The organism is Desulfoluna sp. CYM3A, assembly GCF_056829965.1.
Genome location: NZ_CP186556.1, coordinates 4,745,729 through 4,772,447, shown reverse-complemented (window position 1 = coordinate 4,772,447; position 26,719 = coordinate 4,745,729). Strand labels below are relative to the sequence as shown.

General features: G+C 60.6%; 25 protein-coding genes. 10 read left to right on the top strand and 15 right to left on the bottom strand.

Going from position 1 to position 26,719, the window contains the following annotated elements; all coding sequences use genetic code 11:
- Positions 1-44 precede the first annotated feature (44 nt).
- Both ACOYW1_RS24195 and ACOYW1_RS24190 read left to right on the top strand, forming a co-directional pair.
- Positions 45-536: a PDC sensor domain-containing protein gene (locus ACOYW1_RS24195; RefSeq protein WP_482420077.1), complete on the top strand. Its 492-nt coding sequence runs from the start codon at positions 45-47 to the stop codon at positions 534-536.
- Positions 533-2,113: a methyl-accepting chemotaxis protein gene (locus ACOYW1_RS24190; protein WP_482423809.1), complete on the top strand. Its 1,581-nt coding sequence runs from the start codon at positions 533-535 to the stop codon at positions 2,111-2,113. The genes ACOYW1_RS24195 and ACOYW1_RS24190 overlap by 4 nt, the downstream gene beginning before the upstream one ends.
- Positions 2,114-2,266: 153 nt before the next feature.
- On the opposite strand, the gene ACOYW1_RS24185 is transcribed toward ACOYW1_RS24190, so the two are convergent.
- The 5 genes from ACOYW1_RS24185 to ACOYW1_RS24165 all read right to left on the bottom strand — a co-directional run bounded on the left by ACOYW1_RS24185 (position 2,267) and on the right by ACOYW1_RS24165 (position 6,595).
- Positions 2,267-2,953 (bottom strand): amidohydrolase family protein, encoded by a 687-nt coding sequence (locus tag ACOYW1_RS24185; RefSeq protein ID WP_482420076.1) that lies wholly within the window; start codon positions 2,951-2,953, stop codon positions 2,267-2,269.
- Positions 2,954-3,065: 112 nt separating this feature from the next.
- Positions 3,066-3,779: an amidohydrolase family protein gene (locus tag ACOYW1_RS24180; protein ID WP_482420075.1), complete on the bottom strand. Its 714-nt coding sequence runs from the start codon at positions 3,777-3,779 to the stop codon at positions 3,066-3,068.
- 73 nt (positions 3,780-3,852) lie between these two features.
- Complete coding sequence (locus ACOYW1_RS24175) at positions 3,853-5,169, bottom strand: MFS transporter (RefSeq protein WP_482420074.1); 1,317 nt, start codon at positions 5,167-5,169, stop codon at positions 3,853-3,855.
- A gap of 45 nt (positions 5,170-5,214) precedes the next feature.
- On the bottom strand, positions 5,215-5,430 hold the full coding sequence (locus ACOYW1_RS24170) for a hypothetical protein (RefSeq protein WP_482420073.1): 216 nt from the start codon (positions 5,428-5,430) through the stop codon (positions 5,215-5,217).
- Entirely contained in the window at positions 5,381-6,595 is a 1,215-nt protein-coding gene (locus ACOYW1_RS24165; protein ID WP_482420072.1) for an alginate export family protein, read from the bottom strand. Before ACOYW1_RS24165 ends, ACOYW1_RS24170 begins: the two co-directional genes overlap by 50 nt.
- A gap of 392 nt (positions 6,596-6,987) precedes the next feature.
- Here ACOYW1_RS24165 and ACOYW1_RS24160 point away from each other — a divergent pair, with 392 nt between their 5' ends.
- Complete coding sequence (locus ACOYW1_RS24160; RefSeq protein WP_482420071.1) at positions 6,988-8,274, top strand: hypothetical protein; 1,287 nt, start codon at positions 6,988-6,990, stop codon at positions 8,272-8,274.
- Complete coding sequence (locus ACOYW1_RS24155; RefSeq protein ID WP_482420070.1) at positions 8,223-9,716, top strand: sigma-54 interaction domain-containing protein; 1,494 nt, start codon at positions 8,223-8,225, stop codon at positions 9,714-9,716. The genes ACOYW1_RS24160 and ACOYW1_RS24155 overlap by 52 nt, the downstream gene beginning before the upstream one ends.
- A gap of 96 nt (positions 9,717-9,812) precedes the next feature.
- On the opposite strand, the gene cls is transcribed toward ACOYW1_RS24155, so the two are convergent.
- The 7 genes from cls to ACOYW1_RS24120 form a co-directional block, all read right to left on the bottom strand.
- A complete protein-coding gene (gene cls / locus ACOYW1_RS24150) occupies positions 9,813-11,246 on the bottom strand; it encodes a cardiolipin synthase (RefSeq protein ID WP_482420069.1) in 1,434 nt (477 codons plus the stop codon).
- Between the two features lie 215 nt (positions 11,247-11,461).
- Positions 11,462-12,223 (bottom strand): hypothetical protein, encoded by a 762-nt coding sequence (locus ACOYW1_RS24145; RefSeq protein WP_482420068.1) that lies wholly within the window; start codon positions 12,221-12,223, stop codon positions 11,462-11,464.
- Positions 12,224-12,355: 132 nt separating this feature from the next.
- Positions 12,356-12,841, bottom strand: coding sequence for a DUF2491 family protein (locus ACOYW1_RS24140; protein WP_482423808.1), 486 nt, complete (start codon positions 12,839-12,841; stop codon positions 12,356-12,358).
- A 241-nt stretch (positions 12,842-13,082) separates the two neighbouring features.
- Positions 13,083-14,537: a TAXI family TRAP transporter solute-binding subunit gene (locus tag ACOYW1_RS24135; RefSeq protein ID WP_482420067.1), complete on the bottom strand. Its 1,455-nt coding sequence runs from the start codon at positions 14,535-14,537 to the stop codon at positions 13,083-13,085.
- 599 nt (positions 14,538-15,136) lie between these two features.
- On the bottom strand, positions 15,137-17,341 hold the full coding sequence (locus tag ACOYW1_RS24130; protein WP_482420066.1) for an efflux RND transporter permease subunit: 2,205 nt from the start codon (positions 17,339-17,341) through the stop codon (positions 15,137-15,139).
- Between the two features lie 5 nt (positions 17,342-17,346).
- Positions 17,347-17,649 carry a hypothetical protein gene (locus ACOYW1_RS24125; protein ID WP_482420065.1) on the bottom strand — a complete coding sequence of 101 codons (303 nt, stop codon included), beginning with the start codon at positions 17,647-17,649 and terminating at the stop codon, positions 17,347-17,349.
- Between the two features lie 95 nt (positions 17,650-17,744).
- Complete coding sequence (locus ACOYW1_RS24120; protein ID WP_482418132.1) at positions 17,745-18,332, bottom strand: MlaC/ttg2D family ABC transporter substrate-binding protein; 588 nt, start codon at positions 18,330-18,332, stop codon at positions 17,745-17,747.
- Positions 18,333-18,858: 526 nt separating this feature from the next.
- Between ACOYW1_RS24120 and ACOYW1_RS24115 the strand changes: the two genes are divergently transcribed.
- From ACOYW1_RS24115 to ACOYW1_RS24095, 5 genes are all read left to right on the top strand, one after another.
- Positions 18,859-19,830 carry an NAD(P)H-dependent flavin oxidoreductase gene (locus ACOYW1_RS24115; RefSeq protein WP_482420064.1) on the top strand — a complete coding sequence of 324 codons (972 nt, stop codon included), beginning with the start codon at positions 18,859-18,861 and terminating at the stop codon, positions 19,828-19,830.
- A gap of 362 nt (positions 19,831-20,192) precedes the next feature.
- Positions 20,193-21,695 carry a cation:proton antiporter gene (locus ACOYW1_RS24110; RefSeq protein WP_482420063.1) on the top strand — a complete coding sequence of 501 codons (1,503 nt, stop codon included), beginning with the start codon at positions 20,193-20,195 and terminating at the stop codon, positions 21,693-21,695.
- Complete coding sequence (locus tag ACOYW1_RS24105) at positions 21,652-21,984, top strand: hypothetical protein (RefSeq protein WP_482420062.1); 333 nt, start codon at positions 21,652-21,654, stop codon at positions 21,982-21,984. Before ACOYW1_RS24110 ends, ACOYW1_RS24105 begins: the two co-directional genes overlap by 44 nt.
- Positions 21,985-22,093: 109 nt before the next feature.
- The gene (locus tag ACOYW1_RS24100) at positions 22,094-22,432 is read left to right on the top strand and encodes a DegV family protein (RefSeq protein WP_482420061.1); all 339 of its coding nucleotides are present in this window, start codon (positions 22,094-22,096) and stop codon (positions 22,430-22,432) included.
- Complete coding sequence (locus tag ACOYW1_RS24095) at positions 22,429-22,947, top strand: DegV family protein (RefSeq protein WP_482420060.1); 519 nt, start codon at positions 22,429-22,431, stop codon at positions 22,945-22,947. The genes ACOYW1_RS24100 and ACOYW1_RS24095 overlap by 4 nt, the downstream gene beginning before the upstream one ends.
- 55 nt (positions 22,948-23,002) lie before the next feature.
- Here the strand turns inward: ACOYW1_RS24095 and ACOYW1_RS24090 are convergent, their stop codons facing one another.
- The 3 genes from ACOYW1_RS24090 to ACOYW1_RS24080 are packed head-to-tail and all read right to left on the bottom strand — an operon-like array spanning position 23,003 to position 25,270.
- On the bottom strand, positions 23,003-23,992 hold the full coding sequence (locus ACOYW1_RS24090; protein WP_482418128.1) for a TAXI family TRAP transporter solute-binding subunit: 990 nt from the start codon (positions 23,990-23,992) through the stop codon (positions 23,003-23,005).
- 56 nt (positions 23,993-24,048) lie between these two features.
- Positions 24,049-24,732 carry an aminotransferase class I/II-fold pyridoxal phosphate-dependent enzyme gene (locus ACOYW1_RS24085; RefSeq protein ID WP_482423807.1) on the bottom strand — a complete coding sequence of 228 codons (684 nt, stop codon included), beginning with the start codon at positions 24,730-24,732 and terminating at the stop codon, positions 24,049-24,051.
- Positions 24,632-25,270 (bottom strand): aminotransferase class I/II-fold pyridoxal phosphate-dependent enzyme, encoded by a 639-nt coding sequence (locus ACOYW1_RS24080; RefSeq protein ID WP_482420059.1) that lies wholly within the window; start codon positions 25,268-25,270, stop codon positions 24,632-24,634. Before ACOYW1_RS24080 ends, ACOYW1_RS24085 begins: the two co-directional genes overlap by 101 nt.
- A gap of 605 nt (positions 25,271-25,875) precedes the next feature.
- On the opposite strand from ACOYW1_RS24080, the gene ACOYW1_RS24075 reads away from it, so the two are divergent.
- On the top strand, positions 25,876-26,592 hold the full coding sequence (locus ACOYW1_RS24075) for a 4'-phosphopantetheinyl transferase family protein (RefSeq protein ID WP_482420058.1): 717 nt from the start codon (positions 25,876-25,878) through the stop codon (positions 26,590-26,592).
- The last annotated feature ends 127 nt before the right edge of the window (positions 26,593-26,719 follow it).

Here is a 26,719-nt window from a genome sequence, read left to right as displayed (position 1 = left end):
TTGCCGGATCTTTATCCTTCTGGGCCGACGATGATCGAGGCAGTATGAAACTCACCTTGCGCGCACGCATGATTCTCCTTATTTGCGGAGTTGCCACCCTTGCCCTGGGCCTGACCCTCGGCACCACCCTTACCCTTTCTAAAAAACTTGCCACCGAAGAGGCCGTCTCTCTGGCAAAAGAGGCCGCTTTCCATTACGGGAGCCAGGTCCAGATCAATCTGGAAGAGGGCCTTGATAAGGCCATCACCGTGGCCCAGCTTTTTGAGGGCATCAAACAGGGGGATCCCTCCCCTTCCCGCAGCTCGTTTTCTCGCATGTTAAAGCAGGTTCTCATTAAAAACCCGGAGTTCCACTCTGTGTGGACGGGATGGGAGCCGGGGGCCATGGATGGCTATGACGAGATTTTTGCCAACACCGAAGGCCATGATGCCACCGGTCGGTTTCCTGTTGGTGCTGGTTCCGGAACGAAGCCGGCGAGTATTCAGTCAAGCCCCTTGCCAAATATGACCAGGCCGGGGCCGGGGATTATTATCTGACCGCCGTCAATACCGGGAAGGCCGTGATCACGGAGCCCTCCGAGTACATGATGGGTGGGCGGAAGGTCAATATCACCAGCCTGGTTTCTCCCGTCGCCCTGGAGGGCAAGATACTCGGGGTGGTGGGGGTGGATCTGACCCTTGATCGTATCGCGGAACAGGTTGGGGCGTTTGATGTCTTCGGCGGGGGAATCATCTCCCTGGTGAGCCATGGCGGCTCCTATGTGGCCCATCCCGATGCCTCCTTTGTAGGACGTCCCGCCGCCGAGGCGACGCCATGGATTACCCCTTATCTTGACGCTGTCAGGAAGGGAGAGGCCTTTTCCCTTGAGAACGACTCCCGAACCCTGGGCGCGCAGGTGCTTCGCATCGGGGTGCCCGTGACCATCGGGGCCACCGGGACCCCCTGGGCTGTCATCGTCAGCATCCCCAAGGCTGCCGTTCTGGCCAAAGTCAGACGGATGATGCTGATCGGGCTGGGTATTGCCCTTGCCTCCGTTGCCTTGGTCTGGGGGATCATTTACTGGCTGACAGGCTCGATCACCGGGCCCATCCTCACCGATGTGAAGGCAGCCGAGAAGATGGCGGAAGGGGACTTTACCGTGCGGGTGACCAGCCGCCGGACCGATGAGATCGGGATCCTGGCCGATGCGTTGAACCGCATGGCAGAGGGGTTAGGAGAAATGGTGGGGGAAATCCGGGAAGGGGTGGAGATGCTGGGAGACTCCGCCACCAACCTTCAGTCTGTCTCCGGGAACATGGCGGAAACCTCCCAGGCGGTCTCCACGCGATCGGGTGACGCGGCCATGGCGGCCGCCGAGGCGGAAAACGGGATGACCTCCATTGCCGCCGCCATGGAGCAGGCTTCGGCCAACTCCGGCATGGTGGCGGCCGCTGCCGAAGAGATGAGTGCCACCATCGGTGAAATCGCAGGCAATACGGAGCGCGCCCGTTCCATTACCGACAGCGCTGTCTCTCTGGCTGATACCACCTCCGAGCGCATCGACGAACTCGGTCGGGCAGCCCGGGAGATCAGCGCGGTGACCGAGGCCATCACCGAGATCTCCGAGCAGACCAACCTCCTGGCCTTGAACGCCACCATTGAGGCGGCCCGTGCCGGGGAGGCCGGAAAAGGGTTTGCCGTGGTGGCGGGCGAGATCAAGGCACTGGCCATGCAGACAGCGGACGCCACCGACGACATCCGCAAGCGGATCACGGGGATCCAGGTTACCTCCGGTGACGCGGTTACGGCCGTGGATGAGATCCGGGGCGTGATCCGGGAGGTGGCGGGCATCGTCTCCGGCATTGCTTCCGCTGTGGAGGAGCAGTCAGCCACCACCCGGGAGATCACCGGCAATATCGCCCAGGCCGCCGACGGGCTCACAGAGATCAGTAACGGCGTCCAGACCAGCACCCATCTTACCGAAAAGATCAACGGTGACATCCAGGCGGTGAACCGACATGCCAGAGCACAACGCCAACCCGGTGCACCATCGCCAAATCCCATGCCTCCTCCCTGGAGGAGCTCTCCCGGCACCTCGAAAACCTGGTCTCCCGGTTTCATATTTAACCTTTAAACATGAAGCGCCCGGCCGCCTGTCGTTATCTGTATCGAATCCGGCAGGCGGGGGGCGCTTTACAAGGCGCGCGGTGGGACGTCGTTTACTCCTGATGACGCGTCCGGGTTGTTGTGCAGGCGCTCCCCCCATTCCTGATGACGAAGCTGCCGTTCAGAGCGCGTGATCGATGCCTTGGGGCTGCGGCTCGTCAAAGGTGGCGCAGGGCTTGAACCGCGCAGCATCAAATACCGTGATGTCCGCATGGAGGCCGGGCTTGATCAGGCCTCGGTCCGACACGTTCACACGGCGTGCAGGGACCGAGGTCAGGCGGCGGATGGCCTCTTCCAGGGGCAGGATCTGCCGTTTGGTTACAAATTCGTCGAGGAAGAGGGGAACCCAGTCAAAGGTGTGCAGCGAGCAGGGGAGCTGGGAGAGAAGGCCCTCGGAGGCCATGGCAAACCCGTCGGAAATGCAGGGACACTCCGGGTCCTGAAGGGCCACGGTCACGTCGTCGTAAGAGAAACTCCGGGAGGTCCACAGGGCGCTCCTGAGTCGTTCACCTTCCTTGATCATGATGTCAAAGGCGCAGTCGAGGGCCGGGCGGTCCAGTTTTTCCGAGATCTCCTCAAAGGACAGGCCCACAAGCTCCGGTGAGTTCGCGGCGTTCAGCAGCCACACCTTGTCCCATTTCTCTTCCCTTACAATCTGCCAGACCGGCTTGAGTTCCCCCTTTATCTTCTGGCGCAGGGCAGGGTCCTGCAATCGTTTGATGGCGTCCTGGGGCGATCCTTCGGTGGCCCAGGTGGGCAGGATGGCTGCGATGTTGGTGTGGTTGAGGTTCACACCCATCACGTCCATGTTGGCGACCGTTGATGCCCTCTTTCCGAGCGTTGAGCACGGCATCCAGGATGCGCTGCATGCCGTTGTCCGGGCGCCCGTTCTTCGGTGGTGGCGAGGAAGACCTGCATGGTTACCCGGTGTTGCGCGCCAGGGCAATGGCCTCATCGATGCCGGTGTCGTAGTACCGGGCACGGTCCCGGGAGTGCATGGCGGCGACGCCGTTATGCCTGGCCACCACCGCGCAGAGCCGTTCCAGCTCCTCCACGGCGGATGAAAACCCGGGTTCGTACTCCAGGCCGAAGGAGAGGCCCACGGCGCCCTGCTCCAGGCACTTTTCGAGCATCTCCTCCATGGCGGTGATCTCATCGTTTCCGGCCTGCCCCTGGGGGTATTTCATGCAGTTGATGCGCAGGGCGCCGTGTCCCACCATGGAGGCCACGTTAAGGCCCAGGGCTTGCCTTTCCATGGTGTCCAGGTAGGTACCGAAGCTGTCCCAGTCCACGGGGGACAGCAGGGGCAGCGGGCAGTATTTTTTCATGTTCTCGACGTTTTCGTACGGGGCGACGCTGGCGCCGCACTGGCCGCACACCTCGAAGGTGACCCCCTGACGTACCTGGCTCTGGGCGCTGCCGTCGGCAAGGAGGACGGTGTCGGAGTGGGTGTGGATGTCGATGAAGCCCGGGCTGACGATTCGGCCGCTTACATCCACGGTTGTTTTGGCCTCGGTGTCGTCCAGGTGGCCGATGCAGGTGATTTTGTCGCCGGTGATGCCGAGATCCCCTTGGTAGGCAGGGGATCCCGTGCCGTCGATGATGGTTCCGTTTGTCAGTTTGATGTCAAGCATAAGTGTCTCCTTGGAAAAACCCCGCAGGGTGTTGATCGTTCAGTCACGTGCCTTTCCGTGAAAAGGGCGCGGCTCAATTGCCTTTTGCGTCTGCCAGGGTGCCCGGGGCCGAGGTGACGGGTGCCGGGTTGTGTCGGGCGAGCAGGATCAGGGCTGCCGACACGGCAAAGCAGCCCGCAGACATAAGAAAGGCCAGGTTGTAGCTGCCGAAAGAGGTAAAGGCCCATCCGTAGACATAGGAGCCTGTCCCCCCGATGATGGCGCCGACGAAGATGCCGACGCTGATGAGGGTGGCCAAGGGCTTGGTTCCGAACATGTCCCCCAAAAGGGCCGTCCAGATGGGGTAAAAGAAGGAGGGGATCAGCCCGAAAAGGAGCATGGCGGCCACGAATCCGAAAAGGGAGGAGACCTGCGTGAAGGTCAGGCAGAGCAGCAGACCTGTCACCAGGGCCACGATGCTGACGGGCTTTTTGCCGAAGCGGTCGCTCAGGGCGCCCCCTAAGAGCATGCCCACGACGGCGAGGATGGAAAGAGCGAACATGGCAGCCGTGATGGCGGTCTTGGCCGATGCAGGGGCAACCCCGCTTTGCCTGGCGATATCGAACCCCCAGCTTGCCACATGGGCCACAAGGCCCATCCCGGGGAAGTTGAAGGCTGTGTAGGCCAAGGCAACGCACCAGAACGAGGGGGTCTTCAGGGCTTCCTTGACGGTCCACTCCCGTGCGGAGGCGGCGGTGCCTTCGGTGGCGGCCATGCGCTCGGCGTGTTGTTCGGCCGAGACCCCGTCCGGGTAGAGGCCCATGACCGCCGGGGAGCGTTTGACCACAAGGGCGAGGACCATGATCAGGGCCCCGGCCGTAAGGCCCAGGTAAAGCCAGGCCGTTCTCCAGCCCCAGGTTTCGATCATGGCGGGGATGAGAAAGCTCACGATGGCCAGGCCGCAGGCCGAGCCCAGGCTTGTGATGGCAATGGCCAGGGCCCCTTTTTCCTGGAACCACACCCGGGCCGCTGCCACGCCGGGCACAAAGTAGGCAAAGGAGACCCCGAGCCCCAGGATCACCCCGTAAAAGAGCTGGAACTCAAAGGTGGTGCCCACCCCGGAGAGGAGGAAGATTCCGACGGAGATGAGGGCCCCGCCCATCAGCATGGGGAGTCTGGAGCCGAACTTGTCGACCAGGACCCCCACCAGCAGCGAGGCGAAGGCATAGACCCAAAGGTGAACGGTCATGCCGAAACCGAGGGTGGCCCGGTTCCATCCCAGCTCGGCCTCCAGGGTGGGCATGAAAATGGTGAGGGAATAGCGGCTCATGGCCGTCAGAAGAACGATGAGGGAGCAGGCGGCCACCACCCACCATCCGTAGAATAGTTTGGGTTTTGAAGCGTGTGTCATAAAGAGTCCTTGTGTTGGGTTGTCGGAATGCTTTTTGCCGGCGCCTTACAGGATGTAGTAAGACAGGGCAAAGGTTGCCTTGGTGGCGATGTTGCTCTGGCTTTCCCCTTCCAGGCGCATGTCCACGGCGCCTAAGCTGATGCCTGCCCGGACCCTGTTGGTGATCCACCAGTCCGTGTCCACGGTGTACTCCAGGGCGTAGTCCCCCTTGTCAAAGCCGATGTTCTGGCCTGCAAAATCCCATCCGAAATAGAGGGGCATGCCGTGGCCCCTCTCCGAGGTGCCCGTGATGTAGCTGGCGCCGATATCCAGAAGGATGCCCTTGTAAAGGCGGATGCCCTTGAGCCCCAGGTTCACCCCGGCGGTGCCCTGGCCGGTTTTGGTGACGGCGCCCACGGATATCTGCATCGGTGGCCAGGGTGGTGGCCTTGAGACCCCGGGACTGGGGACCGCTGAGCACGGGCAGCACCTCGATGCCGTTGTCTGTGTTGGCGTCGTTGCCGCTGCCGTACCATCCGGAGAGGACGGTGGCGAACTTGCCGGGGATGGTGTGCTGGACCTTGAGGGTGGCCAGGTAGCCTTCGGCCTCTTCATGGCGGGTCTCCGACTGCACCGTGCCGCAGATCAGGTCCGCTCCGAGGTAGAGGTTTTCCGTCGGGGTGTAGGAGAGGGGGAGGCCGAACCAGTACCCGTCGGCGTCGGTGGTGGGGGTGAAGAAGACCCCCTGGCCGGGGTGGCTGCGCTTGCCGAAGTTTCGCATGTAAATGGTGGTGTCCTTGCCGATGTCCGAGTACATGGCGTAGGGCATGGCGGTAAGGTTGCCCAGGGAGAACCAGCCGTCGATGGCCCCGATTTCGATGTTGCCGTTGTCTCCCTTGAAGGGGTCGCGGGTGGGGCGTGCCCAGAGCATGCGGACTCCGCCCTCTTTGCCCCTGTCGTAGCGTGTCACCAGGGCCGCCACGTCGTCGAAGAAGATGGGGGAGTGAAAGGCGGCCGTGGGCAGGGTGAGCTGGCCCTGAAGGCCGATATCAAAGAAAAAATGGGTGTCGGGAATCTGGGCCTTGGCATAGAGCCGCCGGGTCTCCACGTTGACGCCGTCGGTACCCAGGGCGCCGCCTGCCCCCTGGCCCACGCTGCCCAGGGAGTCGTTGCCCCAGGGGATGTAGCCGATTTCAACCTGGGCCACGCCCGAGGCATACGGGTTGATCTTGGCCTCGACCTCCGTGCGGAGGCGGCTGTGGACGGTGAAGGGGTCCACGATGTTGGCATCGGGGTTGAACTCGGTGTTTCCGAGGTAAAACGCCTGGTTTGTCAGTTCCGCCTGAACCTTGAACTCCGTTGCGCCCGTCCCCCGGGCAGTGACACACATGGCAAGGCACAAGGTGCCGCACACGAGGTGTTTCAGGTACTTCATACTCTCCATCATTGCGTTTCTCTCCTGATACGCTGAGCTGCTGGACACAGCTGGTGTCTCGAAAAATTCACAAATACAAAAAAATAGATTTACCTTCGAAAAGGGGTGGCCTCCTTCCTCAGTCCCTTTTTTTCAGTCGAGTGAAACCTGTTTTGTGGGATGACGGGGTTAAGAGCAAAGTGCGTGCCGAATTGTGGAAAACAGCGTTTTTTATGGTGGCTGGGGGCGTGCCTGGAGAGGTTTGTTTTGAAAACACGAATGGTTGTTGTGAGGGAACGTTGGCGGGAATGAAAAAAGGATGTTTACATGGAGAAGTTCCTTTGTGTAGGGTGAATCAATAAAACTGTACGTTGTCTAAAAAAGTATAAATCGGTTTACAATTTATTGGACAATCAGGAGGGACGATGGAGGACCTGGGCATGGTTGCTGCCACGGATGTGTTGGGGGAGTGTGAAGGGCTGATCAACGAGATCGTCACGCAGGTCGGCATCGAGGTGACCCCGAGGACCCTGGAGCGGCTCGACACCGTGATGGGGCTGCTCCATGCCTACGAGGTCCGCAGCAAAGGGGAAGCGGAGCAGCTGGCCTATATCGAGCTTGTCCTGGCGGTTCAGGACGTCTGCATCTACCTCAGCAAAGGGTTGAGGCAGGCCCTGGCCTTGTGCCGCGTGGCCATGGAGCTTGTGATTGAGCGCGGGGACCTGCGGTTGAAATCCATCCTGGCCCTTGCCCAGGGCATGCTGCACTGCCTGGTGGGAGAGCCCTTTTCCGGGGCGGGCTCTTCCCTTGCCGAGTGCATCGACACCATTCATATCTTAGGGGACAGGGATATCCGGCTGCGCTCGTCCATTTTTCTTTGCCCCCTCTATTTTTTCCGTGGGGACATGCGGAAACTCCTCCACCATCACAACATGGCCGCCTTTCATCCCCCCTTATGGAACTGCCGGTTCCTCAGCGAGATCTTTCCCCTGGCCTCCTGCGGGGCAGCGCACCTCATGGGCAACTTTCCTCTGGCGTTGGGCATCGCGGATTCAGGCTATCAGAGGGCGAGGCTCCTGGGCCTGGAGGTGGCCGAGGTGTGGTGGCGGCTTCAGTATTGCGCGGTGCTCATGCCTGTTAAGGGCAAGGAGCAGGAGATCGAAGCCCACCTCCGGCGGGTCGAGGAGATCGTGACGCCGGCACAGCACACCGCGGTATACGCCGGGTTGCTTCAGGTCAAGGCCTGTTATTGCTTCAGCCGCGGCGAGATTTCCAAAGCATACGAGTGCATGGGCTCCTGCTTTGAGACGGTTCGGCGATACGGGATCCCAAAGCCGGTATTCGGCCCTGCCAACACCCTGGAGCTTTGCGTGGAGTTCCGTCGCAGGGGGTATCCGGCTTTTCCGGGGGTTGATCTGGAGCATGAGCTGGACCGGGCACTGGAGGGGGAGAACAAGGTCCTGACCGGCATCGCCCTTCGGGCCCGGGGGTTGTTCGCCTTTGACACGGGGGCTCCCCGCTCATCGGTGGCGCGGCACCTCCGGTTGAGTGCAAAGACCTTCCATGAAGCAGGGTGCCTTTTGTACCAGGTCCCCACCGAGGCGATGCTGGAGGCGTTGAACCGGGCAGAGAAGCAGCGGGAGGCTGCTGTCCCAGAGAGGTGTCGATCAAAAAAGAGACCCCTCTGGAGATGCCCAAGCCGGCCAACCTGATGCGGCAGTGTGCGGGAGCGCTCAAAGACATGCCGTCCCGGGGGGACACGGTCGATTACTTTCAGGATCTTGTCTGCCTGGTTCAGCGGGAGTTCGCTGCCGAGCGCGTGGTTCTTTTGCGTCTTGGTGAGAAGGGAGAGGTGGGGTACGTGACGGGGTGCAACTTACCCCGGGCCCGGGTCGACCACCGACCTGACCCGGTGGTCCCTCGCTTTGACGAGGCGCTGAGGCTGGGCAAGATCCGCCGCATCGAAACCGAGGCGGTGGCTTCTGTCTGCATTCCCTTGCAGGTGGAGGACGGCCGGTCCCTGCTTCTCTACGCCGAGAGCAAACACACCCGTGACGTCTTCAGGCAGACCCTCGATGCCGTCAACGATGAGCTGGCGCTGGTCCTCTCTGCCGAGGTCCGTTCGGCCCTGGGCTTCCATGAGGCGCGGGAAGCCAAGCGCATCCGGCCCCAGTACCAGGGCTCTTCAGCACCTGTGTACTACGGGGAGTTGATGCAGTCGATTCTGCAGCAGGCAAACCAGGCCGCGGTCACCGATGCAACGGTTCTGATTTTAGGGGAGACCGGGGTCGGCAAAGAGCTTTTTGCCAGGTATATCCACGAGGCCAGCGGAAGGGAGGGGGCTTTTATTCCGGTGCACCCGGCCAGCATGGCGGAATCGCTCTTTGAAAGTGAGCTCTTCGGCCATGAAAAGGGGGCCTTTACCGGGGCGGTGAAGCAGAAGACGGGCTTTTTTGAGATGGCCAACGGGGGGACCCTGTTCATCGACGAGGTGGGGGAGATCCCTTTGTCTCTTCAGGTCAAGCTCCTTCGGGTGTTGCAGGACAGGAAGTTCACCCGCGTCGGAGGGACCCGGGCCATCCACTCCAAGTTCCGGCTGGTGGCGGCCACCAACAGGGATTTGACCCAGGAGGTGAAAAAGGGGCGCTTTCGCGAGGACCTTTTCTACCGGCTCTTTGTGGTCCCCCTGACCCTGCCCCCGCTTCGGCAGCGGGGAAAAGACATCTCCTACATGGCCAGGATCTTCCTCGATCATTTTGCCAAGCGCTACAACAAGGCCCTGCCCGAGTTGACACCGGGGCAGATCAAGGGGCTGGAGAGCTACCCCTGGCCCGGCAACATCCGGGAGCTCAAAGGGGTGGTGGAGCGGGCTGCCATCCTTTCAAACGGCGAAACACTGGAGTTCATGCTGCAGCCCGCCGAGTCCTCCGGGGGCCAGGCAGACCCGGCCCGGGGCGAAGGCGGCCCGACCCTCTACGACGACCTGCCCACCCTCAAGGAGCTCCAGCGGCGGTACCTCCGGCACGTGATGACCCTGTCCGAGGGCAACATCGCACGGGCCGAGGAGGTTCTGGGGGTCAAGCGCTCCACCCTTTACGCCCAGCTCAAGCGGTTCGGTCTGACCAGGAAACGATGGGGGGACGGGGACGCTTGAGCTCCTGTGCGGGATGTTACTGCACCGGCGCCGTAAGCCGGGCAGCACGGGCGGCAAACCGGAACCAGAAGGGTTTGTTATCCAGCTCGTTGGGGGTCATGAGGCGGGAGATGAAGTCGCCTTTGAGCATGGCTCCACCTCGGCGGCAAAGGGGGCATCCACCACCAGGGCGGAGATCTCGAAGTTGAGCCGGAAGGAGCGGTTGTCGAGGTTGGCCGTGCCCACCACTGCGGCTTCGCGGTCCACGAGCATCACCTTCTGGTGGAGGAACCCTTTCTGATACCGAAAGATCTTGATGTCCGTGCCCTCGAGGTCCCGCAGGAAGGTAAAGGCCGTAAGGTAGACGAGTTTGTGATCCGGGTCGTCGGGGATGAGGATCTTTACCTCCACGCCCCTTAAATCGGCAAGCTTCAGGGCGGCGATGATCCCCTCGTCCGGGACAAAGTAGGGGCTGGCGATCCAGATCCGTTCCCTGGCTGTGGTGATGGCTTCCAGGAACATGAGACCGGTGGTCTCCTGGGGATCCGCCGGGGAGGAGGGGATGATGTGGACCACCTTGTCCCCCTGCCGCGAGAGTGCGGCCAGCCAGTCAAGCTCCACAAAGCTGCGGGTGGCCCAGTACCAGTCTTCGAGGAAGGCGAGCTGCACGGCAAGGACAGATGGGCCCACGATGCGCACGTGGGTGTCCCGCCAGTGACCGAATTTGGGGGAGAGGCCCAGGTACTGGTCTCCCACGTTGTGGCCCCCGACCCAGGCCGTGGTGCCGTCGGTTACCACGATCTTGCGGTGGTTGCGGAAGTTGAGCTGAAAGCGGTTGCCCCGGCCCTGGGTGGTGCCGAAGGCCGAAACCTCGACCCCTGCTTCGCGCAGAGCGTTTAAGTAGCTCCGGGGCAGGGCGTGGCAGCCGATTTCGTCGTAAAGGAAATAGACCTTGATACCGGCCCGGGCCCTTTCGATCATCTTGTCCCTGAGGCGCTGGCCCAGCCCGTCGTTTTTGACGATGAAAAACTGGACGAGGATGTACTCTTTGGCCGCATCCATGCCCGCAAAGATGCTCTCAAAGGTCTGGTCCCCGTCGATGAGCAGCTCCACGTCGTTGCCTGTGGTCATGGGCAGCTCGGTCATGCGGGTGAGGACCCGGTGGCTCCCCCGGGGATCTTTGGGCGTTACGAGAAAGCTGTCCCCTGCGGCCTCCACCTCCGGCTCCAGGGCCAGCAGCTCTTCGTCCACCCGGTGACGGGCCGTGGTGTAGCCCTGGAACTCGCTGCGGCCGAAGACCCAGTAGAGGGGAACGGCCAGGTAGGGAAAGGTGTTGAGGGAGACGGCCCAGGCAACGGCCCCCTGGGCGGTGCGGGTCTCCATGATGGCGTGGACCGAGGTCCAGGCCCCGATGCCGTGGGCGACGGCCGAAATGGTGAGAAAGGCGGAGAGGCGAACCAGCCATCGTTTTAAACGGGACTTTTTTTTGACGGGTGCTGTGGCGTCAGCCTGGGGTGCAGCCTTTTCAGGCGGCGTGGGGTGATTGTCCATGGGGCAGCTCCCTGGTGGGCTGTCGGGTGTGAAGAAGAAAGACCGGGTGAGTGAACAGTGGCCTGAAAACATTCACCAAAGAATATCTTTGATTGATGCCTGAAGTAAAGGGGCTTTGTGTGGGGCTCCGTGGATGGAGGGAGGGGGGGCTTTGTGAATCGTTCCCAGGCAGGGCCTGGGAACGAAGCAAGGGGCATCACGTCTGCCCTGGCGTGTTATTTTTTCAACGCGGCCAGGCGGTCAGAGATGGAGCTGGTGGCCGGGGCGGAACCGCCCGCCTCTTTCATGGCCGAGGCGATGAGGTCGTTTTCTTTTTCGGCCTTGCCGGGTGCCAGGAGCTTGGCCTTCATGCGGGCGGCCTCAGCTTTGGCGTTGGCCTCATCGGCGTTTTTGCGCATGGCGGAGAGGGCACTGCCCAGCTGGTCGGACTCCTCGCGCAGCCCGGCGAGTTTGGCGGCGCGTTCCGCTGAATCTTTGGCCCGCTCTTCCCGGACCTTGGCCCGCTTCATGTCCTGAACCGCTTTTTCAAGGCTCTTCTTGGCGGTTTTCAGCTTTTCGGCGGAAAGGGACGCCACCTCTTCGAGTTCTTCCATGAAGGCCTTGGCTTCCACGGCTTCCTGCTCTTCCACTTCCATCTCAGGCTGCATCTCTTCGAGGAGCTGTACCAGCTCGGTGAGGGCCTTTTCAGCGTCGGCGTTTCCCGGTTCCTCTGCAAGGCGTGTCTGAAGGATCTCAGCTGCCTTGAGGCGCTGGTCGTAAAGGCCCTTGATGGCGTCTGCTTCGGCCTGCTCTTTCTTGTATACCTGGCGGGCCTCTCCCACTTCCTGGACCAGCTTGTTGAGCCGTTTTTCCATCTGCTCAAGCTCTGCCTTGGAGGCGGTTTCAGGGTCCCAGGAGGCCAGGATCTGGACAATGCTCTGGCCGACGTTTTCGCTCTTCTTTTTGCCGAATGATGTCACAAAACTGAAAAAACCCATGGAATGTTACTCCTTATCTGTCATGGTTGCGGGATGCGATAATCAAATTATAAAACAGCCTCCGTCAGCGAATGCCACACCCCGAGGCCCGAGGGGGTTGAGTTTTCGTGAACCAGGGGATTGTCCACCGGTTTAGTATTTGACGGTGATGGACTCGGGGATCACATCGATGCCGGTGGAGATCCGGACGAGGGCGCTTCCGTCGGTGTTCTCTTCTCTGGAGACCAGAATGTACTCGGCCATCTCGCTTTCCTCGTCGATCCAGCGGCCGTAGAGCATGGCGGCGTGGTCAAGGGAGACGGTCTTGTCTCCGAAGCGGTCGAGGAAGAGGGTTTCGCTGAATTCGTTGGGAGCCATGCGGCCCTCGCCGTCTCCCCAGGCCCGGTCGTAGAGGTTGCCCTCTTTGTCTTCAAAGGCGGGGAGCCCGATGTAGCCATCTTCGTCCCCGATCCAGAAGGCCCATTCCTCTTCGGATTCGGGGTACACCTCGTCCAGGCAGGCAAAGAGGCGGCACTCTTCGATGCCGTCGCCTTCCACCACCTGGAGCATGGATTTGGCTTCGGGGTCATCGGTCGACTCCAGGTAGAACCGATGGACCACAGACCCGTCCAGGTCGATGGCGCCCAGCGATGATCATGGTACTTGGCCCCGGGGCGGGGCTGGGTGATGGCTTCGCCGTGGATGAGAAACGGAGTGGTGTCTAGCGCCAGGCTGCTGCCCAGATGGATCTGGAGGGGCAACTGGGTGTCCACGGGTTCCTTTTTCCCCTTGGTGAACGTCTCCTTTGCGGTGTCCATTTTTTTTCCGGCCACGGCCTTGAACAGGTTAAATACTCCCAAAACAACTCCTTAAACGTAAATTAGCGGTCCAACCCGTTGGTTCGCCTCTGGATTTCGGGCTTGCTCTCCATGATGGCAAAGGAGAGGGCGTCCATGGCTTCGGGGCCGTATTGCCGGGCCCAGTCCGTGCGGACCACGAGAACGGCGGAAACGGCGATGCTCTCGACGTCACTGCCCAGGATAAATCCTTTCTGGAGTCCCGGGTAGGTTTTGGACGGGATGGTGACAAACTCGTAGATGCGGTTCCAGTTGCGGTCCCGGGCGTCGTTGAAGTCCCAGTCGTCCACCTGGACGAGGCGGATTTTTTTGGTCTCTTTGGCCACGGCTTCGGCCCTGGCCAGAAGGTCCGAGTTAAGGCCGGAGACAAACATCATGACGGCCCTGGGGTTGTTGATGACCTGCTGCAGGGCCTCGTCGTAGCTGGCGTTCTGGGTCCGGATCTTTCGGTACCCTTTGTCCTGCAGGCAGAGGCCTTCCCAGGTCATGGCCGTGCCCGAGCCCCGTGGGCCGATGTAGAGGATGTGCTCTCCGTCGGGCTCGATGTCCTGAACGGTCTGGATTCCCGACTTCCGATTGGCGATCATCTGCACCACCTCCGGGTAGAGGGCCACCTGCTCGGAGGCGGCAAGGGGCATTTTGGGAAAGCTGCGCTGGAACACCTCAAAGGCATCGGACTGGACGATGGCGGCGTCCACTTCCTTGGCAACCAGAAGGCGCAGGTTTTCCATGGAGCCTGCGGTGGTGCGCAGGTTCACGTCAACGGACGGGGCCGACTCCTTCAGCATGGTTCCGAAGGCCGTGTAGTTGCCGCCTGGTGATGCGGTGGCCAGGGTGAGGGTGGGCCTGTCCACGCTCTTACTGGCAAGGGCTTCGGCGGAGAGGGCCACTTCCGGGGGCATGCCCTCGGGTAGGTAGCCGGATTGCCTGGGCGTGCCGTCCAGGGTGGCCACCCTGGCGTCGAGTTCGTTGAGCTTGGCCCGCAATTGAGCGTCGTCTTGGGCCATGCGATCGGCCTCCTGGCGCCACTGGCGGTAGCCGGGGTCGTCGGCGTGGTGGTAGGCCATGGCGTAGCTGTTCCGGCTTCCCAGGTTGTCCAGGACCATCCACCAGACCATGGCGTCCCACATGCCGAAGTGGGACCGGCTTCGGTAGGCGTAGCGCGGAGGCGTCCAGCCCCGCCCGCGGTAGTAGCTGTTTCGGCGCTGGTAATGGGTGCGATAGTCAAAGTCGCTGTATGTTTTTGTCTTTCGGTAGATGGGGTTTGATGCATAGGAGGAGGCCTTGACGGTCTCACTCTTTTGTTTGAACTTGCCCGTTTCCTTCTTGTAGGCAGAATAAGACGCTGCGGCCTTTTTTTTCTTCAGGGCCGTGGCGGTCTTTTTGTCAAAGGACGAGGTGCTGGTGAACTTCTTTTTCGGGGGCGTGGCCCCGGGCTTGCTGTAACCGCTTGCCGAACTTTTTTTCTGGGTCGCCACCGACTGCTTCGGCTGGGTGCTTCCCGGTTTGGCGTAGCCGGACGACTTCTGGGTCGTTTGTTTGGTTTTCTGCTTTCCATATATGCCGCCGCCGTCCCGTTGGCCCCATACCTTTTTGCTGGGGCTGGACCATTATGTAGCTGGAACTCTTCGAGAAAGAAGAAGAGGAGGAGTGGCTGGAATAGCTGGAGCGGCTTGACCGGCTGGAGCGACTGGATCGCCTGGCGTCGGCGTCGCTTACGGAAAACGAGACCACCAGCAGGGTAAGCAGGAAGAGGGTGAAGCGGGACAGGAATCGTGGTGTCATTCGAAGCGTCATGGTGGCCCTTGGGTTCGGTGTTATGTCATTGAACTCAGCGTGTCGGGCCCGAAGAAGGAAAACCTTGCAAGGGGAAGCATCACTGAACGAGTAAATCTATGCAGGGTTTGACGTGTTGTCAATGTTTGAAGGGAGATCTTTTTCTACTCGCAGCTGCTTCGAGTAAGTTGCTTTTGGTCTCCTTTGCCGTGGTGTTGGGATGTTGGAACGACGGGGGGAGAAATTCCGGCAACGGGGCCATGGCCCCGTTGCCGAAAGATAAGGTGTGTGCCTCTTTTCCTCAAGGGGCGGATGCTTCCTTTCCGAAGGGCTGAAGGATGAGGATCAGCCTGGGCAGAAGGGTCAGGGCTGAGACCAGAGCGATGGCCATGGCCAGGCCCGTGAGCAGGCCGAAGAGGATGCTCGGGATGAAGTTGGAGAGGACCAGGATGGAGAACCCCGAGATGATGGTGATGGAGGTAAAGTACATGGCGTGGCCGATGGAGCCGTGGCAGCGGTGCATGGTGGCCATGTAGTCCCCGTCTTTTTCCAGCTCCGCCTTGAACCGGTGGATGTAGTGGATGGTGTCGTCCACGGCGATGCCCACGCTGATGGCCGCAATGGTGATGGTCATCATGTCCAGGGGGATGCCCAGCCAGCCCATGAGTCCCAGCACCACGCCGATGGACAGAATATTGGGGAGCAGGGCGATGAGGGCGATGACCGGAGAGCGGAACAGAAGGAGGAACATCCCGGCCAGGGCCGCCAGCACGATGCCCAGGGTAAGGATCTGGGAGGAGAAGAGGCTCTGGAGCATGTTGTTGTAGAGCACCAGCATGCCGTTGAGCTTCACCTTGTCCGGGGCCAGCCCCACCTCGTTGATGAGCCCTGCGTTGACCTGTTTCAGGAATTCGTCCCGGCGCAGCTCCGGCGCCGAGTCCTTGATGCGGATGGACAGATGGGCTTCGTTGTGCTCCACCGAGACGTAGGGCTTCAAGAGGAGTTCCCGGTACTGATCGGGAATTTCGCTGTAGAGAAGGGCCAGGGCGAAGTTGTCCAGGGGCTTGCCGTCGTTTAATTTTTCCGCGATGCGGGTGAGGGAGGCCAGGGAAAGGATCTTTCCGGTCTCGGGCAGGGCATCGAGGTAGGTGTGGACCTTGTCCACCAGGGCCACCTTGTCCTGGGTAAACCAGTACTTGTCGCCGGTTTCGATCTCTTCGAACTCTTCAAAGTCGGCAAAGTCTCCATTGGCCTCGTCGTCTTCCGGCAATTCGGTGGCCTCCTCCGCGGCCTGCTCGGGTTCGTCAAAGGTGATGACCACGTCCAGGGGGGTGGTGCCGCCCAGGTGGTCGTCGATGAGCTTCATGCCCTGGTAGATCTCCGTGGATTTTTTGAAGTAGTCGATGAAGCTGTTTTCCACCTCCAGGCGCATCATGCCGGTGAGGCAGAAGAGGAGGGCCAGGAATGAGGCCGTGAGGATGCCCCGGCCGTGTCTTTCGGTGAAGCCGCCGAGGATCTCGGGCAACGGGAATCTCAGGGTGAGTCGTTTCGGGGGGCGTCCCTTGGGAAGCAGCACCAGCAGGGCGGGCAACAGGATAAAGGTGACGCACAGGGAGACCACGATCCCTGCGCTCATCATCCAGCCGAAGGTGATGACGGGCAGGATGTCGCTGGAGATAAGCGAGCCGAACCCTGCGATGGTGGTGAGGGTGGCAAAAAGGCAGGGGGTGGCCATGAGGGCCGCGGCCCGGGCCGTAAGGTCCATCTGGCTCCACTGGGGGTTGGCTTTGTGGAGCTCTCTGTGGCGCACGATGAGGTGAATGGCGATGGCCATGGTGATGATGAGCTGCAGGGAGATGAAGTTCGATGAGATGACGGTCACCTCCCACCCCATGAAGCCCAGGATGCCCGACATGTGGATCACCGAGACAAAGCAGCAGAGCATGGGCAGGATCACCCACCGGACCTGGCCGAAGATGAGGCCCAGGGTTACCACGAGAAAGAGGGCCATGCCCCCGCCGAAGAGGCGGATGTCGTTTTTGATGAAGGTGATGAGGTCGTCGGCGATCATGGAGACCCCGCCGAGGAAGAGGTCGGCCTTGTCCCGGTGGGTGTCCATGATGGCGCGAATGGCGGCGATGTCGTCATGCCGGAGGCTCCGTGCCTCTTCCCTGTACTGCCAGAAGGTGGTTTCGGCCTGCTTCAGCGCCGCTTTCTCCTCCCGGGTGAGGTCGCGTTCCCGGGCGATGTTTTTCAGGGCATCACGTTTGCCCAGAAGGTCCATGTAGGTGTGGTCGTACGTGAGGTTGATGATCACCGAGGTGATGGTGCCGTCGGGGCTGACAAGAAGGTCCCTGTAGACGGGGCTTTGGAGGATCTCCTCCCGGGCCATGGCCTGGTCGATCTCCGGGGAGGTCAGGGTTCGTATGTTGGCGGCCAGCTCCTTGACGGGCAGGGGCGGGCTCTCCAGCAGGGGCACATCCAGGATGGTGAGGACCGACTCCACCAGGCTCACCTCGGAGAGCTCGGCCTTGAGGGCGGTAAGGTCCTCGTAAACCCCCTCGGAGAAGAGATCCCCTTTGGGTTTGTAGGCGATGATGAGGTAGTCCTGCTGTCCGAAGGCTTATGGCGAAAGTAGTTCAGGTCTTCGTCATTGTCCAGGACCAGGGTCTCGGCAGAGGCGTCGAGCCGGAAGTCCTTCATCTCATAAGCGAAAAAGAGGGTGAGGGCAGCAAGCAGCACCAGGGTGAGGATGGGGTACTTCAAGATGGTGTTGCGGTATATACGTTCGATGAGGTGGTTGAATCGCTCCATGGGGATCGGGCCTTTTCAGGGTGTCTGTGGGGGAAGGCAGCGTCGGGCAAAGGCGCGCCGAAGGAACCGGGCATCCGACGGCGCGTGTCTGGGGCTCAGACCTTGATGTGGTTGAGCTTGGTAATGAGCTCGTCAAAGCCTTCTTCGTTGAGGACCTGGTTGAACTGGCTCTGGTAGGTCTTGACGATGCTGACCCCCTGGAGCTCGATGTCGTAGATCTTCCATCCTTTTTTTGATTTGTAGAACTTGTAGTTCATGGCGTAGCGGTTCTCCTTGGAGATGAGCTCCGTGGGGATGACCACCTTTTTGCTGTTGGCATTTTTTACGGGAAGGATGACGATCTCTTCATCGGTGTACAGGGAGAGCTTGTCCGAGTAGGAGCTCTTCATCACCTCGGTGAAGGTGTGGATAAAGGTTTTCCGTTGCTCCTTGGTGAGGCCGGACCAGTTTTTCTTGCCCAGGGTGAGTTTGCCCATGAGGGAAAAATCGAAGATGGGGGAGACGTTCTCCACGATGAGGGCTTTTTTCTCTTCAAGCTGGATATCGTTTCTCTTCAGGGTAAAGAAGATAAAATCGAGTTTCCCCTTCAGCAGGGCTTCCACAGTGTCCGTTCCCACGGCACCGGCCGTCTGCACCAGAAGCAGGAAAAGGACAAGGGTGGTCATCACTGTTTTTTTGATCATGGGTCCTCCGTGACGTCGCGCAGTGCCTTGCTTGGTGCCGAGCCCTCTCTTGGGGCAGGGGGGGAGGCGCATCGTCGTTATCTGCCGGGCCCTGGCCCGGCAGTGTGGTGTTAAACAGTCGCATTCCATAGATTAGTTGACGCTCCCCGTGGTGTCAAGGAGACCGGGAGGCCAATTGCCTTGACACCGGCGGTTTCCCACCGCCTGTGCGAGTCCTGCAACCTGCACGGAGCGGCTCGACGGGGTGTATGCCCGGGAAGGCAGGAACATGCCTTTTTCGGTGCCGGGAAACCTTATCACAAGGCGGTGGGCATGTCTGTGCCCGGGATCACCTTTGCTGTATGATTGACATGGGAATATGTGATCTTACTATGTACACAGTTGAAAAGAAACGAGGGATTGATGATGGACCCGGCCTGTTTTTGAAAGCCGGAGGCGCCTTATTTTCAACGCTGACCATCCCAGGGCAATGGGGCTGGTTGATGTCATCGTCGTATTTAATTCCAAGGATGAACAGGAGGCCTTTATGAAGACACGGGTAACGGATCTGTTGGGCATTGAGCACCCCGTCATCGAGGGCGGAATGCAGTGGGTGGGACGTGCGGGGCTGGCGGCCGCCGTGTCCGAGGCCGGGGGGCTGGGGATCATCACCGCCCTGACCCATCCGACCCCCGAGGGCCTGGCAGGCGAGATCGCTGCGGTGAGGGCCCTCACATCCAAACCCTTCGGGGTGAACCTCACCCTGCTGCCCACCCTGAAGCCCGTCTCCTACGAGGCCTATGTGGAGGTGATGGTGGCAGAAGGCATCACCATTGTGGAGACCGCCGGACGCAGCCCTGAGCCTTTTATGCCCCTGTTTAAAAAGGCCGGCATCAAGGTGATCCACAAGTGCACCTCGGTGCGCCACGCCCTGAAAGCCGAAAAGCTCGGGTGCGCGGCGGTGAGCGTGGACGGGTTCGAGTGTGCCGGTCACCCCGGGGAAGACGACATCCCGGCCCTGGTGCTGTTGCCCCTGGCCGCCGATGCCGTCTCCATCCCCATCATCGCATCGGGCGGGTTCGGGGACGGGCGTGGCCTGGCCGCGGCCCTTTCCCTGGGGGCGGATGCCGTGAACATGGGCACCCGCTTCCTGGCCACCCGGGAGGCTGCGATCCACGACAATGTGAAGAAGGCCCTGGTGGATGCCGATGAGCGCCAAACCGCCCTGATTTTGCGTTCGTTCAGCAACACCGCCCGCATTTACAGAAACAGGATTGCCGAGGAGGTGATGGCCCTTGAGAAACGGGGAGACGTCACCATCGAAGAGCTGGCTCCCCTGGTGAGCGGCAAGCGCGGGGCTGCGGTGTATGAAACCGGAGACCTGGACGCCGGGGTCTGGACAGCCGGGATGGTGACCGGATTGATCCACGACATCCCCACGGTGGCCGAGCTTGTCCAGCGTATCGTTGACGAGGCTGAAGTCCTGATCCGGGAGCGTCTTGCCAGGCTTCTGGGGTAGACAAGGGGGACCCGCTTCGGTCAAAAAAGCCCCCGACGACCCTGCCTGGGACCCAATGGTTAAAAAGTTTGACAGACAAGTCTTAAGGCCCCATTGACAGGCCCCGCCGAAATAGTTTCGATATGTTCATCATGAGAAACGGTTTTGGTGGGGCTTTTTTTTCAAAAAAGCGACCCTGCGGAGATAGACTGAATAGTTGCGAAAAGGGATGGATTCGCCCTGTGGCGTGTGGTATTTTTTCTAAGGTGACGCTTGTTCACGGCGCTGTTCGGTTGTGTCCCGTGCCCGGGAAACCCGGTGTGTCTCTCCCGCCTCTCCCAGGCAATCCCATGGAAAAACACTCATGAACGACAGGGGTGGTGATGTCCCACGACGCATTCCAGACGATTTCTCTTTCCATCGCCTTGGGGGTCTTTTCGTACATTATCTCAAGGGCATACAAAATTCCCGCCATTGTGTTCTACCTGATTTGCGGCTTTGTCTTTGGCCCGGCCGGGCTCAACCTGATCCGCACGGAGGCGGCCATCGGCGGGGGCATCGCCCCCATGGTGGAGATCGCCGTGGCCATCATTCTCTTTGAAGGGGGGCTCTCCCTTTCCATCCAGGGGTTTCGCATGGAGAAGAAGGCCATCAGGCGCCTTCTGTTTATCACCATCCCCATCACCGGAGGGGCCGCAGCCTTTCTCTGCCACTATCTCACGGGCATTCCCTGGCTTTTTGCCGCTTTTTTCGGTGCCCTTATCGTGGTGACAGGCCCCACGGTCATCGGGTCCATTCTCAAGAGCGTGGCCCTGAACCAGCGGTTGGAGACGCTATTGAACTGGGAGTCCCTCTGGGGGGACGTCATCGGGGTCATGGTAAGCGCCCTGGCCCTGGAGCTGATCCTTGTCTCCAAGGGAGGGGTGATCACCGCCGGGGTCTTTTCCCATCTGCTTCTGGGAACCTTTGCCGGAAGCCTCGTGGGCCTTGCGGGGGGCATGCTGCTTAAGCACATTGTGGCATGGCTGGAAAAGTTGAAAGACCCCACCTTGTCGGGTATCGCCTCCTTTGGCGGGGCCGTGGCCCTTTTTTTCCTTTCCGGTGAGCTGGTGGAATCCTCCGGTCCTCTGGCCGTTGTGGTCGCCGGCATGTACCTCTCTCTGAAGTGCGGTGACGCGGTGGTGGGGATCCGTCACTTCAAGGATCAGATCGCCAGCCTCTTTATCAGCACCATGTTCGTGATGCTCTCCGCCTTTGTCAATCCACTGGAGCTTCTGCACCTCTGGCCCACCATGCTGGCCGTGGCCATTATCCTGGGGGCGGTGGTACGCCCCCTGGCCGTGCACCTGGCCATGGCCGGGTCGGATGTGACCCTTCGGGAGCGCTGGTACATGGGCATCATCGGGCCCAGGGGCATCGTGGCGGTGGCCACGGCCTCCTACGCTGCCTTTGAGCTGCCCGGTTTCCCCTACGAGATGAAGGTGATTCTTAACCAGACCATGGCCATCATCTTTTTTTCCGGTGTGGTGGCCACGGTGTTGTGCCGCCCTCTGGCCTCCCTGTTGAAAGTACGGGTGCCCCAGGCCCAGACCGGCATCCTCCTGGTGGGGTCCAACCCCATGAGCCGGGAGTTTGCCCGGCTTCTCTCCCTGCACGTGCCCGTGGCTTTTCTTGAGACGCGGCGGGATGCCTGTTCCCTGGCTACGGATCAGGGGTTTCAGACCGTGTGCGCCGATATGCTCAGCGCCGATGTGTACGAAGAGGCGTCACGGGAGGGGATGATGGTCTGGTGGCCTGAATGTGGCATGCCCACGGACGGCGGCCCTGCGGGCGGCCTCCCACATGGCCCCTGGGCGGGTGTACCGGGGGGTGGCCCGCAGGGCTGAAGAGACCCTCCTCACAGGCAAGGACAACGTGGCCCATGTGGCCTTTTCCGACGGTTTTTTTATCATCGAGGCGGTGAGGCGCATGGAAAAGGGGCAGGCCTTCCTTACGGAGAAGGAGGTGGAGGAGCTCAGGGACGGGGACATCCCCCTGGCCCGGGTCAACGGCGAGGGAAAGGGCGTGCTGATCATGCGTCCGGGGCTGGAGCCTTCCGGGAGGCTCATCTGCTATTGCCGGAAGGAGAAAACAGCGGTGCGTGCCCGGCGCAACGCCACAGATACACCGGCTTGACCGTTTGGGCCTTACCGGCAAGCCGGCAGGTTCCTAAATTCAATGGGCAATGAGCTTTTGAGGCTGACATTAACCATAGAATACCCGAAACAAAGGACGCAGGAGCTCCATGGGACAGAGAATAGCTATTGTCACGGATTCCACCGCGGACTTTCCGGCCGGGGTGGCTGAAAAACTGGGGATACGGTGCGTGCCCGTGCATGTTGTGGTGGACGGGGTGGACCACCTGGACGGGGTTACCATCACCCCGTCCGAGCTGCTGGTGCATATGAAGAAGGGGGCCGAGGTCGTCACCCGTGCCGCGGCACCTGCCGCGTATGCGGATCTCTACGACTTCCTCCTGGCCCGTTATGACCGGGTGATCTCCTTTCATCTTTCCGCCCGGCTTTGCATTGCTGGAATCCGCGGAAATCTCCAGCTCTTGATCCGGCCGATGCCGAGCGCGTGACGGTGGTCGACACCTGCTCGGTAAGTATCGGTCAGGCCATGTACACCCTGATGGCCGTTCGGTACCTGAAAAAACACGGGCGCATGGAGGGGATGAGGGAGGCTTTGGGATCTGCCTTTGCATCGGGGGTGATCCAGGTTGTCGTGGACGACCTTTCCTGGCTCAAGCGGGGAAAAAAGCTGGGGGGACTTTCGGCGGTGCTGGGTGGCATGCTGGATATCAAACCTCTCCTGGAGATGCGGGACGGGGGGCTGGCCCTGGTCTGCAAGGTCCGGGGCATGACCCGGACCCTGGATGAGATGGTCGCCTGTGCCGCCCGTTTGCGGGGAGAAGGGGCCCTGGAGGTGTGGGTGTGCCATTGCGATGCCGAGGCCAGCGCCTTTTACCTGCGGAACAGGCTGGCCGATGCCCTGGGAAAGGAGGTGCACACCATCCACGTGGTGGAGGCCGGGGCAGCCATCTCCGTCAACGTCGGCCCCGGTGCCTGTTGCTGGGGCATGGTGCCCCTGGGCTGACCAGGCTCGGGTGATCCATGGAGAAACGGTCGATGGCCTTTACGGTTTTCGGGCCTTACATGAGGCCCGCTTCTTTGTAGTACCGGACGGCCCCGGGGTGCAAGGGGGCGGAGAGGCCTTCAAGCATGCTTTTTTTGGTGATCACCTGATAGGCCGGGTGGAGTTTTTTGAACTCCTCGAAGTTTTCGAACACCTCTTTGGTGATGGCGTACACCACGTCGTCAGGCATCTTGGCCGAGGTACAGAAGGTGGCCTTTACCCCGAAGGTGGGGTTGTCCTCTTCATTGGCGGCGCCGGGGTAGAGTCCTGCCGGGATATAGGACTTGGCGTAATAGGGGAAGCGCCTGATGAGGTCGTCGATTTCGGTGATGGCCACAAACCGCGTGGGGCGGCTTCCGGAGGTGGCCTCTTTGAAAGCGCTGCTGGGGTGGCCCACGGTGTAGAAGAAGGCGTCGATTTTCTTGTCCTGAAGCAGGCCCGGCGCTTTGGCCGCTTCAACGGACTTGGCTTTGATGTCGGTCTGCCAGTTGATGCCCGCTGCCTCCAGGGCGTCGATGGCGTTGCCTCGCTGGCCGGACCCGGGGTTGCCGATGTTGACCTGCTTGCCCTTGAGGTCTGAGATGGTTTTGATGTCGGCGTCCACCGCGGCAAGGAGGGTGACGGATTCCGGGTGAATGGAGAAGACGGCGCGCAGGTCTTTCTGGGGCGCTCCGTCCCACTCTTTCATGCCGTTGATGGCCTGGTACTGGCGGTCGGACTGGACAATGCCGAACTCCAGGTCTCCGGACATGATGGCATTGACGTTGTAGACCGATCCGATGGTGGCCTCCACCGTGGTCCGAATGCCGTAGGTCTCCCGCTTTTTATTGACGATTTTGGCGATGGCCCCACCGGTGGGGTAGTACACCCCGGTGATGTCACCTGTGCCGATGGTGACAAAGGCGGTCCTTTTCTTGGTGTCGGTGGTTTCCTTGTCGGCGGGCTGGCTGCAACCGGCTGCGACGGTGAAGAGCACAACCATACTCAGGCAAAGCCATCTGTTCATTTAGGATGCTCCTGTGTGTGCCCCCCGCGCCCGGTCAGGGGCGGGGGGCGTGAACATTAGTTCAATGCCTCTCGAATTCGGGCCATGGCCTTTTCGACGTTTTCCAGGCTGTTGAAGGCACTGATGCGGATAAACCCGTTTCCGCAGGAGCCGAAACCGGCCCCCGGGGTACAGACGACTCCCGCTTTGGTGAGAAGCAGGTCAAAGAACTCCCAGGAGTCGCATTTGCCGTTGATCCAGATGTACGGGGAGTTGTCCCCTCCCACCAGTTCGTATCCCAGGGCTGCCATCTCCTTGCGGATGATGGCCGCGTTGTTGAGGTAGTAGTCCACCAGTCCCTTGACCTGGGCCTTGCCTTCCTCAGAGTAGACGGCGGCTGCCGCTTTCTGGACGGGGTAGGAGACGCCGTTGAACTTGGTGCAGTGGCGGCGATTCCAGAGGGCGTGGACCGAATGGGCGTTGCCTTCGGTGTCCCAGGCCTTGAGCTCTTTGGGAACCACGGTGAAGGCGCAACGGGTACCGGTGAAACCGGCGGTCTTGGAGAAGCTGCGGAATTCGATGGCCACCTCTTTGGCGCCCTCCACCTCGTAGATGGAGCGGGGAATGCTCGGGTCGGTGACAAAGGCCTCGTAGGCGGCATCATAGAGGATGATGGCGCGGTTCTCTTTGGCGTAATCCACCCAGGCCTTGAGCTGCTCTTTGGTGATGGTGGTGCCCGTGGGGTTGTTGGGGAAGCACAGGTAGATGAGGTCTACGGGTTTCGGGCAGGGCGGGGATAAAGCCGTTTTCTTCCCGGCAGTCGAGGTAGACGACCCCGTCGTAACGTCCGTCTGTGTTGACGCCGGTGCGCCCGGCCATGACGTTGGTGTCCAGGTAAACCGGGTAGACCGGGTCGGGGATGGCGATGGTGGCGTCCCCTGAGAAGATCTCCTGGATGTTGCCGGTGTCGCATTTGGCGCCGTCGCTGATGAAGATCTCGTCCGGGGAGATGTCGGCGCCCCGGCTCTGGAAGTCGTTTTCCGCAATGGCATCCCGCAGGAAGGCGTATCCCTGTTCGGGGCCGTATCCGTGGAAACCCTCTTCGGTGGCCATGTCGTCCACGGCTTTGTGAAAGGCCTCGACACAGGCCTGGGGAAGGGCGCGGGTCACGTCCCCGATGCCGAGTTTGATGACATCCATCTCAGGGTTGGCCTCCTGAAAGGCGGAGACGCGCTTGGCGATATCCGAAAAGAGGTAGGATGCTTTGAGTTTGGTGTAGTGTTCGTTGATTCGAATCATGTGTCGTCTCCCTGTAAAACCTGTTGATATCACAATGTCGGTCGTCACTTAGGGGACGAGCATTGTGGGTCCTGAAAACGCTGGAAGCGGAGGGCCGTTGGGATACCCCTTGCTTGAAACGCATGGGCGGGATGTCCTGGAGGCGGCTTGGGGGTGATCGGAACGTCTCCTGATCACTGGGTCGCGGAATTATAGAATATTGTTCTCCTGGTGTCAAATACTTGTCAATTCCTTGAATGGGTAATCTGTGGCGATGAGTGCTCCGGTTGAAGCCTTTGTCGGGACCCCGGAGTATGTGTGGAGGTTAGCTATAACGCATCGTTAGTATGAAGAAAATTCGGTGGTATGGCGACCTGATGAAAACACTTGGATTCGGAGCAAGGCATGGCGATGTGTCGTGGTATGGGACGATATGTGAGAAAATGTTCTCTTTGTGGTAACGGCAGAATGGCATGATTTCCTTTTTTTATTCGCCTTTTTGCCCGTTTTTCCGAATCCCTTCTTCTCTGGCACCTGTTTTGACAACCGTTGGCAAACATGGCACCATACGCTGCCCGAAGAGGATATCGGGCACGAACCGCAACCCTATTCAGGAGTCATGAGACGTGAACCCTTCCCTGGAACAGATGGTGCACTTATCCCGGCTTGACGGGGGGATGATGCTGGCCGACGTGGATATTGCCGCTTTTATGGGGGTATTTCTCCCAGAATTTCCGTCCGGGAAACGGGGCCTGCCCGGTGTGGACCTGCAATCGGTCTCCGGCCTTTCCTCCTTGTTCACCGATGCCGAGACCGAACGCGCATCGGGGTTCCGCGTGCTGAAAAAACAGGCGGAGTGGCTCTGCGGAAGGCTGGCTGTGAAGCAGGCCGCGGCAGAGGTGTTGTCTGTTTCACCCCGGGGCGTCACCGTGGATACCGAGCCCGAAGGGGCTCCCTTTCTGGCGGACCATTCAGCCACCCACATCTCCATCAGCCACTCCGGGGACCACGCCGTGGCCGTGGTGTCCACCCGAAAGGAACGGCGCGTGGCCGTGGACCTGGAACAGGTGGAGGCCGGTCGCATGCCCCATGTGGCCCGCGTGGCCTTTACCCCCCGTGAGATTGCCGAACTGAACGGGGCCTCCGATGCCGAGTGGTACCGGCGCTGGACCCTCAAAGAGGCCTACCTTAAATACATCGCCAAAGGCTTTCACGAGAGCCTTAAAAAAGTGGAGATCCTGAATCGCGGCATCTGCCATAACGGCGAGGTGGTGACAGGCATCGCCTGGGACACCCCTGCCTTCCGGGACGGCTACCAGCTCAGCGTGGTCTGGCAGGCGTAACGCAGAAGGGCTGTCGGGGTATAAAAAACGGGACATCACCGATTCATGGGAATCGGTGGTGGCCCGTTGTGGTTTGTGGGGAAACGAATGGTGGGGGGGCCAGGTCCGCTTGTGTTCGCAACGGCTT

Excerpts from the sequence above, each read along its gene's own strand:
- ACOYW1_RS24195 (WP_482420077.1), top strand. The coding sequence starts at position 45 with ATGAAACTCACCTTGCGCGCACGCATGATTCTCCTTATTTGCGGAGTT.
- ACOYW1_RS24185 (WP_482420076.1), bottom strand. The coding sequence starts at position 2,953 with ATGGACGTGATGGGTGTGAACCTCAACCACACCAACATCGCAGCCATC.
- ACOYW1_RS24180 (WP_482420075.1), bottom strand. The coding sequence starts at position 3,779 with ATGCTTGACATCAAACTGACAAACGGAACCATCATCGACGGCACGGGA.
- ACOYW1_RS24175 (WP_482420074.1), bottom strand. The coding sequence starts at position 5,169 with ATGACACACGCTTCAAAACCCAAACTATTCTACGGATGGTGGGTGGTG.
- ACOYW1_RS24170 (WP_482420073.1), bottom strand. The coding sequence starts at position 5,430 with ATGCCCCTCTATTTCGGATGGGATTTTGCAGGCCAGAACATCGGCTTT.
- ACOYW1_RS24165 (WP_482420072.1), bottom strand. The coding sequence starts at position 6,595 with ATGATGGAGAGTATGAAGTACCTGAAACACCTCGTGTGCGGCACCTTG.
- ACOYW1_RS24160 (WP_482420071.1), top strand. The coding sequence starts at position 6,988 with ATGGAGGACCTGGGCATGGTTGCTGCCACGGATGTGTTGGGGGAGTGT.
- cls (WP_482420069.1), bottom strand. The coding sequence starts at position 11,246 with ATGGACAATCACCCCACGCCGCCTGAAAAGGCTGCACCCCAGGCTGAC.
- ACOYW1_RS24145 (WP_482420068.1), bottom strand. The coding sequence starts at position 12,223 with ATGGGTTTTTTCAGTTTTGTGACATCATTCGGCAAAAAGAAGAGCGAA.
- ACOYW1_RS24125 (WP_482420065.1), bottom strand. The coding sequence starts at position 17,649 with ATGGAGCGATTCAACCACCTCATCGAACGTATATACCGCAACACCATC.
- ACOYW1_RS24120 (WP_482418132.1), bottom strand. The coding sequence starts at position 18,332 with ATGATCAAAAAAACAGTGATGACCACCCTTGTCCTTTTCCTGCTTCTG.
- ACOYW1_RS24115 (WP_482420064.1), top strand. The coding sequence starts at position 18,859 with ATGAAGACACGGGTAACGGATCTGTTGGGCATTGAGCACCCCGTCATC.
- ACOYW1_RS24110 (WP_482420063.1), top strand. The coding sequence starts at position 20,193 with ATGTCCCACGACGCATTCCAGACGATTTCTCTTTCCATCGCCTTGGGG.
- ACOYW1_RS24105 (WP_482420062.1), top strand. The coding sequence starts at position 21,652 with ATGGCCCCTGGGCGGGTGTACCGGGGGGTGGCCCGCAGGGCTGAAGAG.
- ACOYW1_RS24100 (WP_482420061.1), top strand. The coding sequence starts at position 22,094 with ATGGGACAGAGAATAGCTATTGTCACGGATTCCACCGCGGACTTTCCG.
- ACOYW1_RS24090 (WP_482418128.1), bottom strand. The coding sequence starts at position 23,992 with ATGAACAGATGGCTTTGCCTGAGTATGGTTGTGCTCTTCACCGTCGCA.
- ACOYW1_RS24080 (WP_482420059.1), bottom strand. The coding sequence starts at position 25,270 with ATGATTCGAATCAACGAACACTACACCAAACTCAAAGCATCCTACCTC.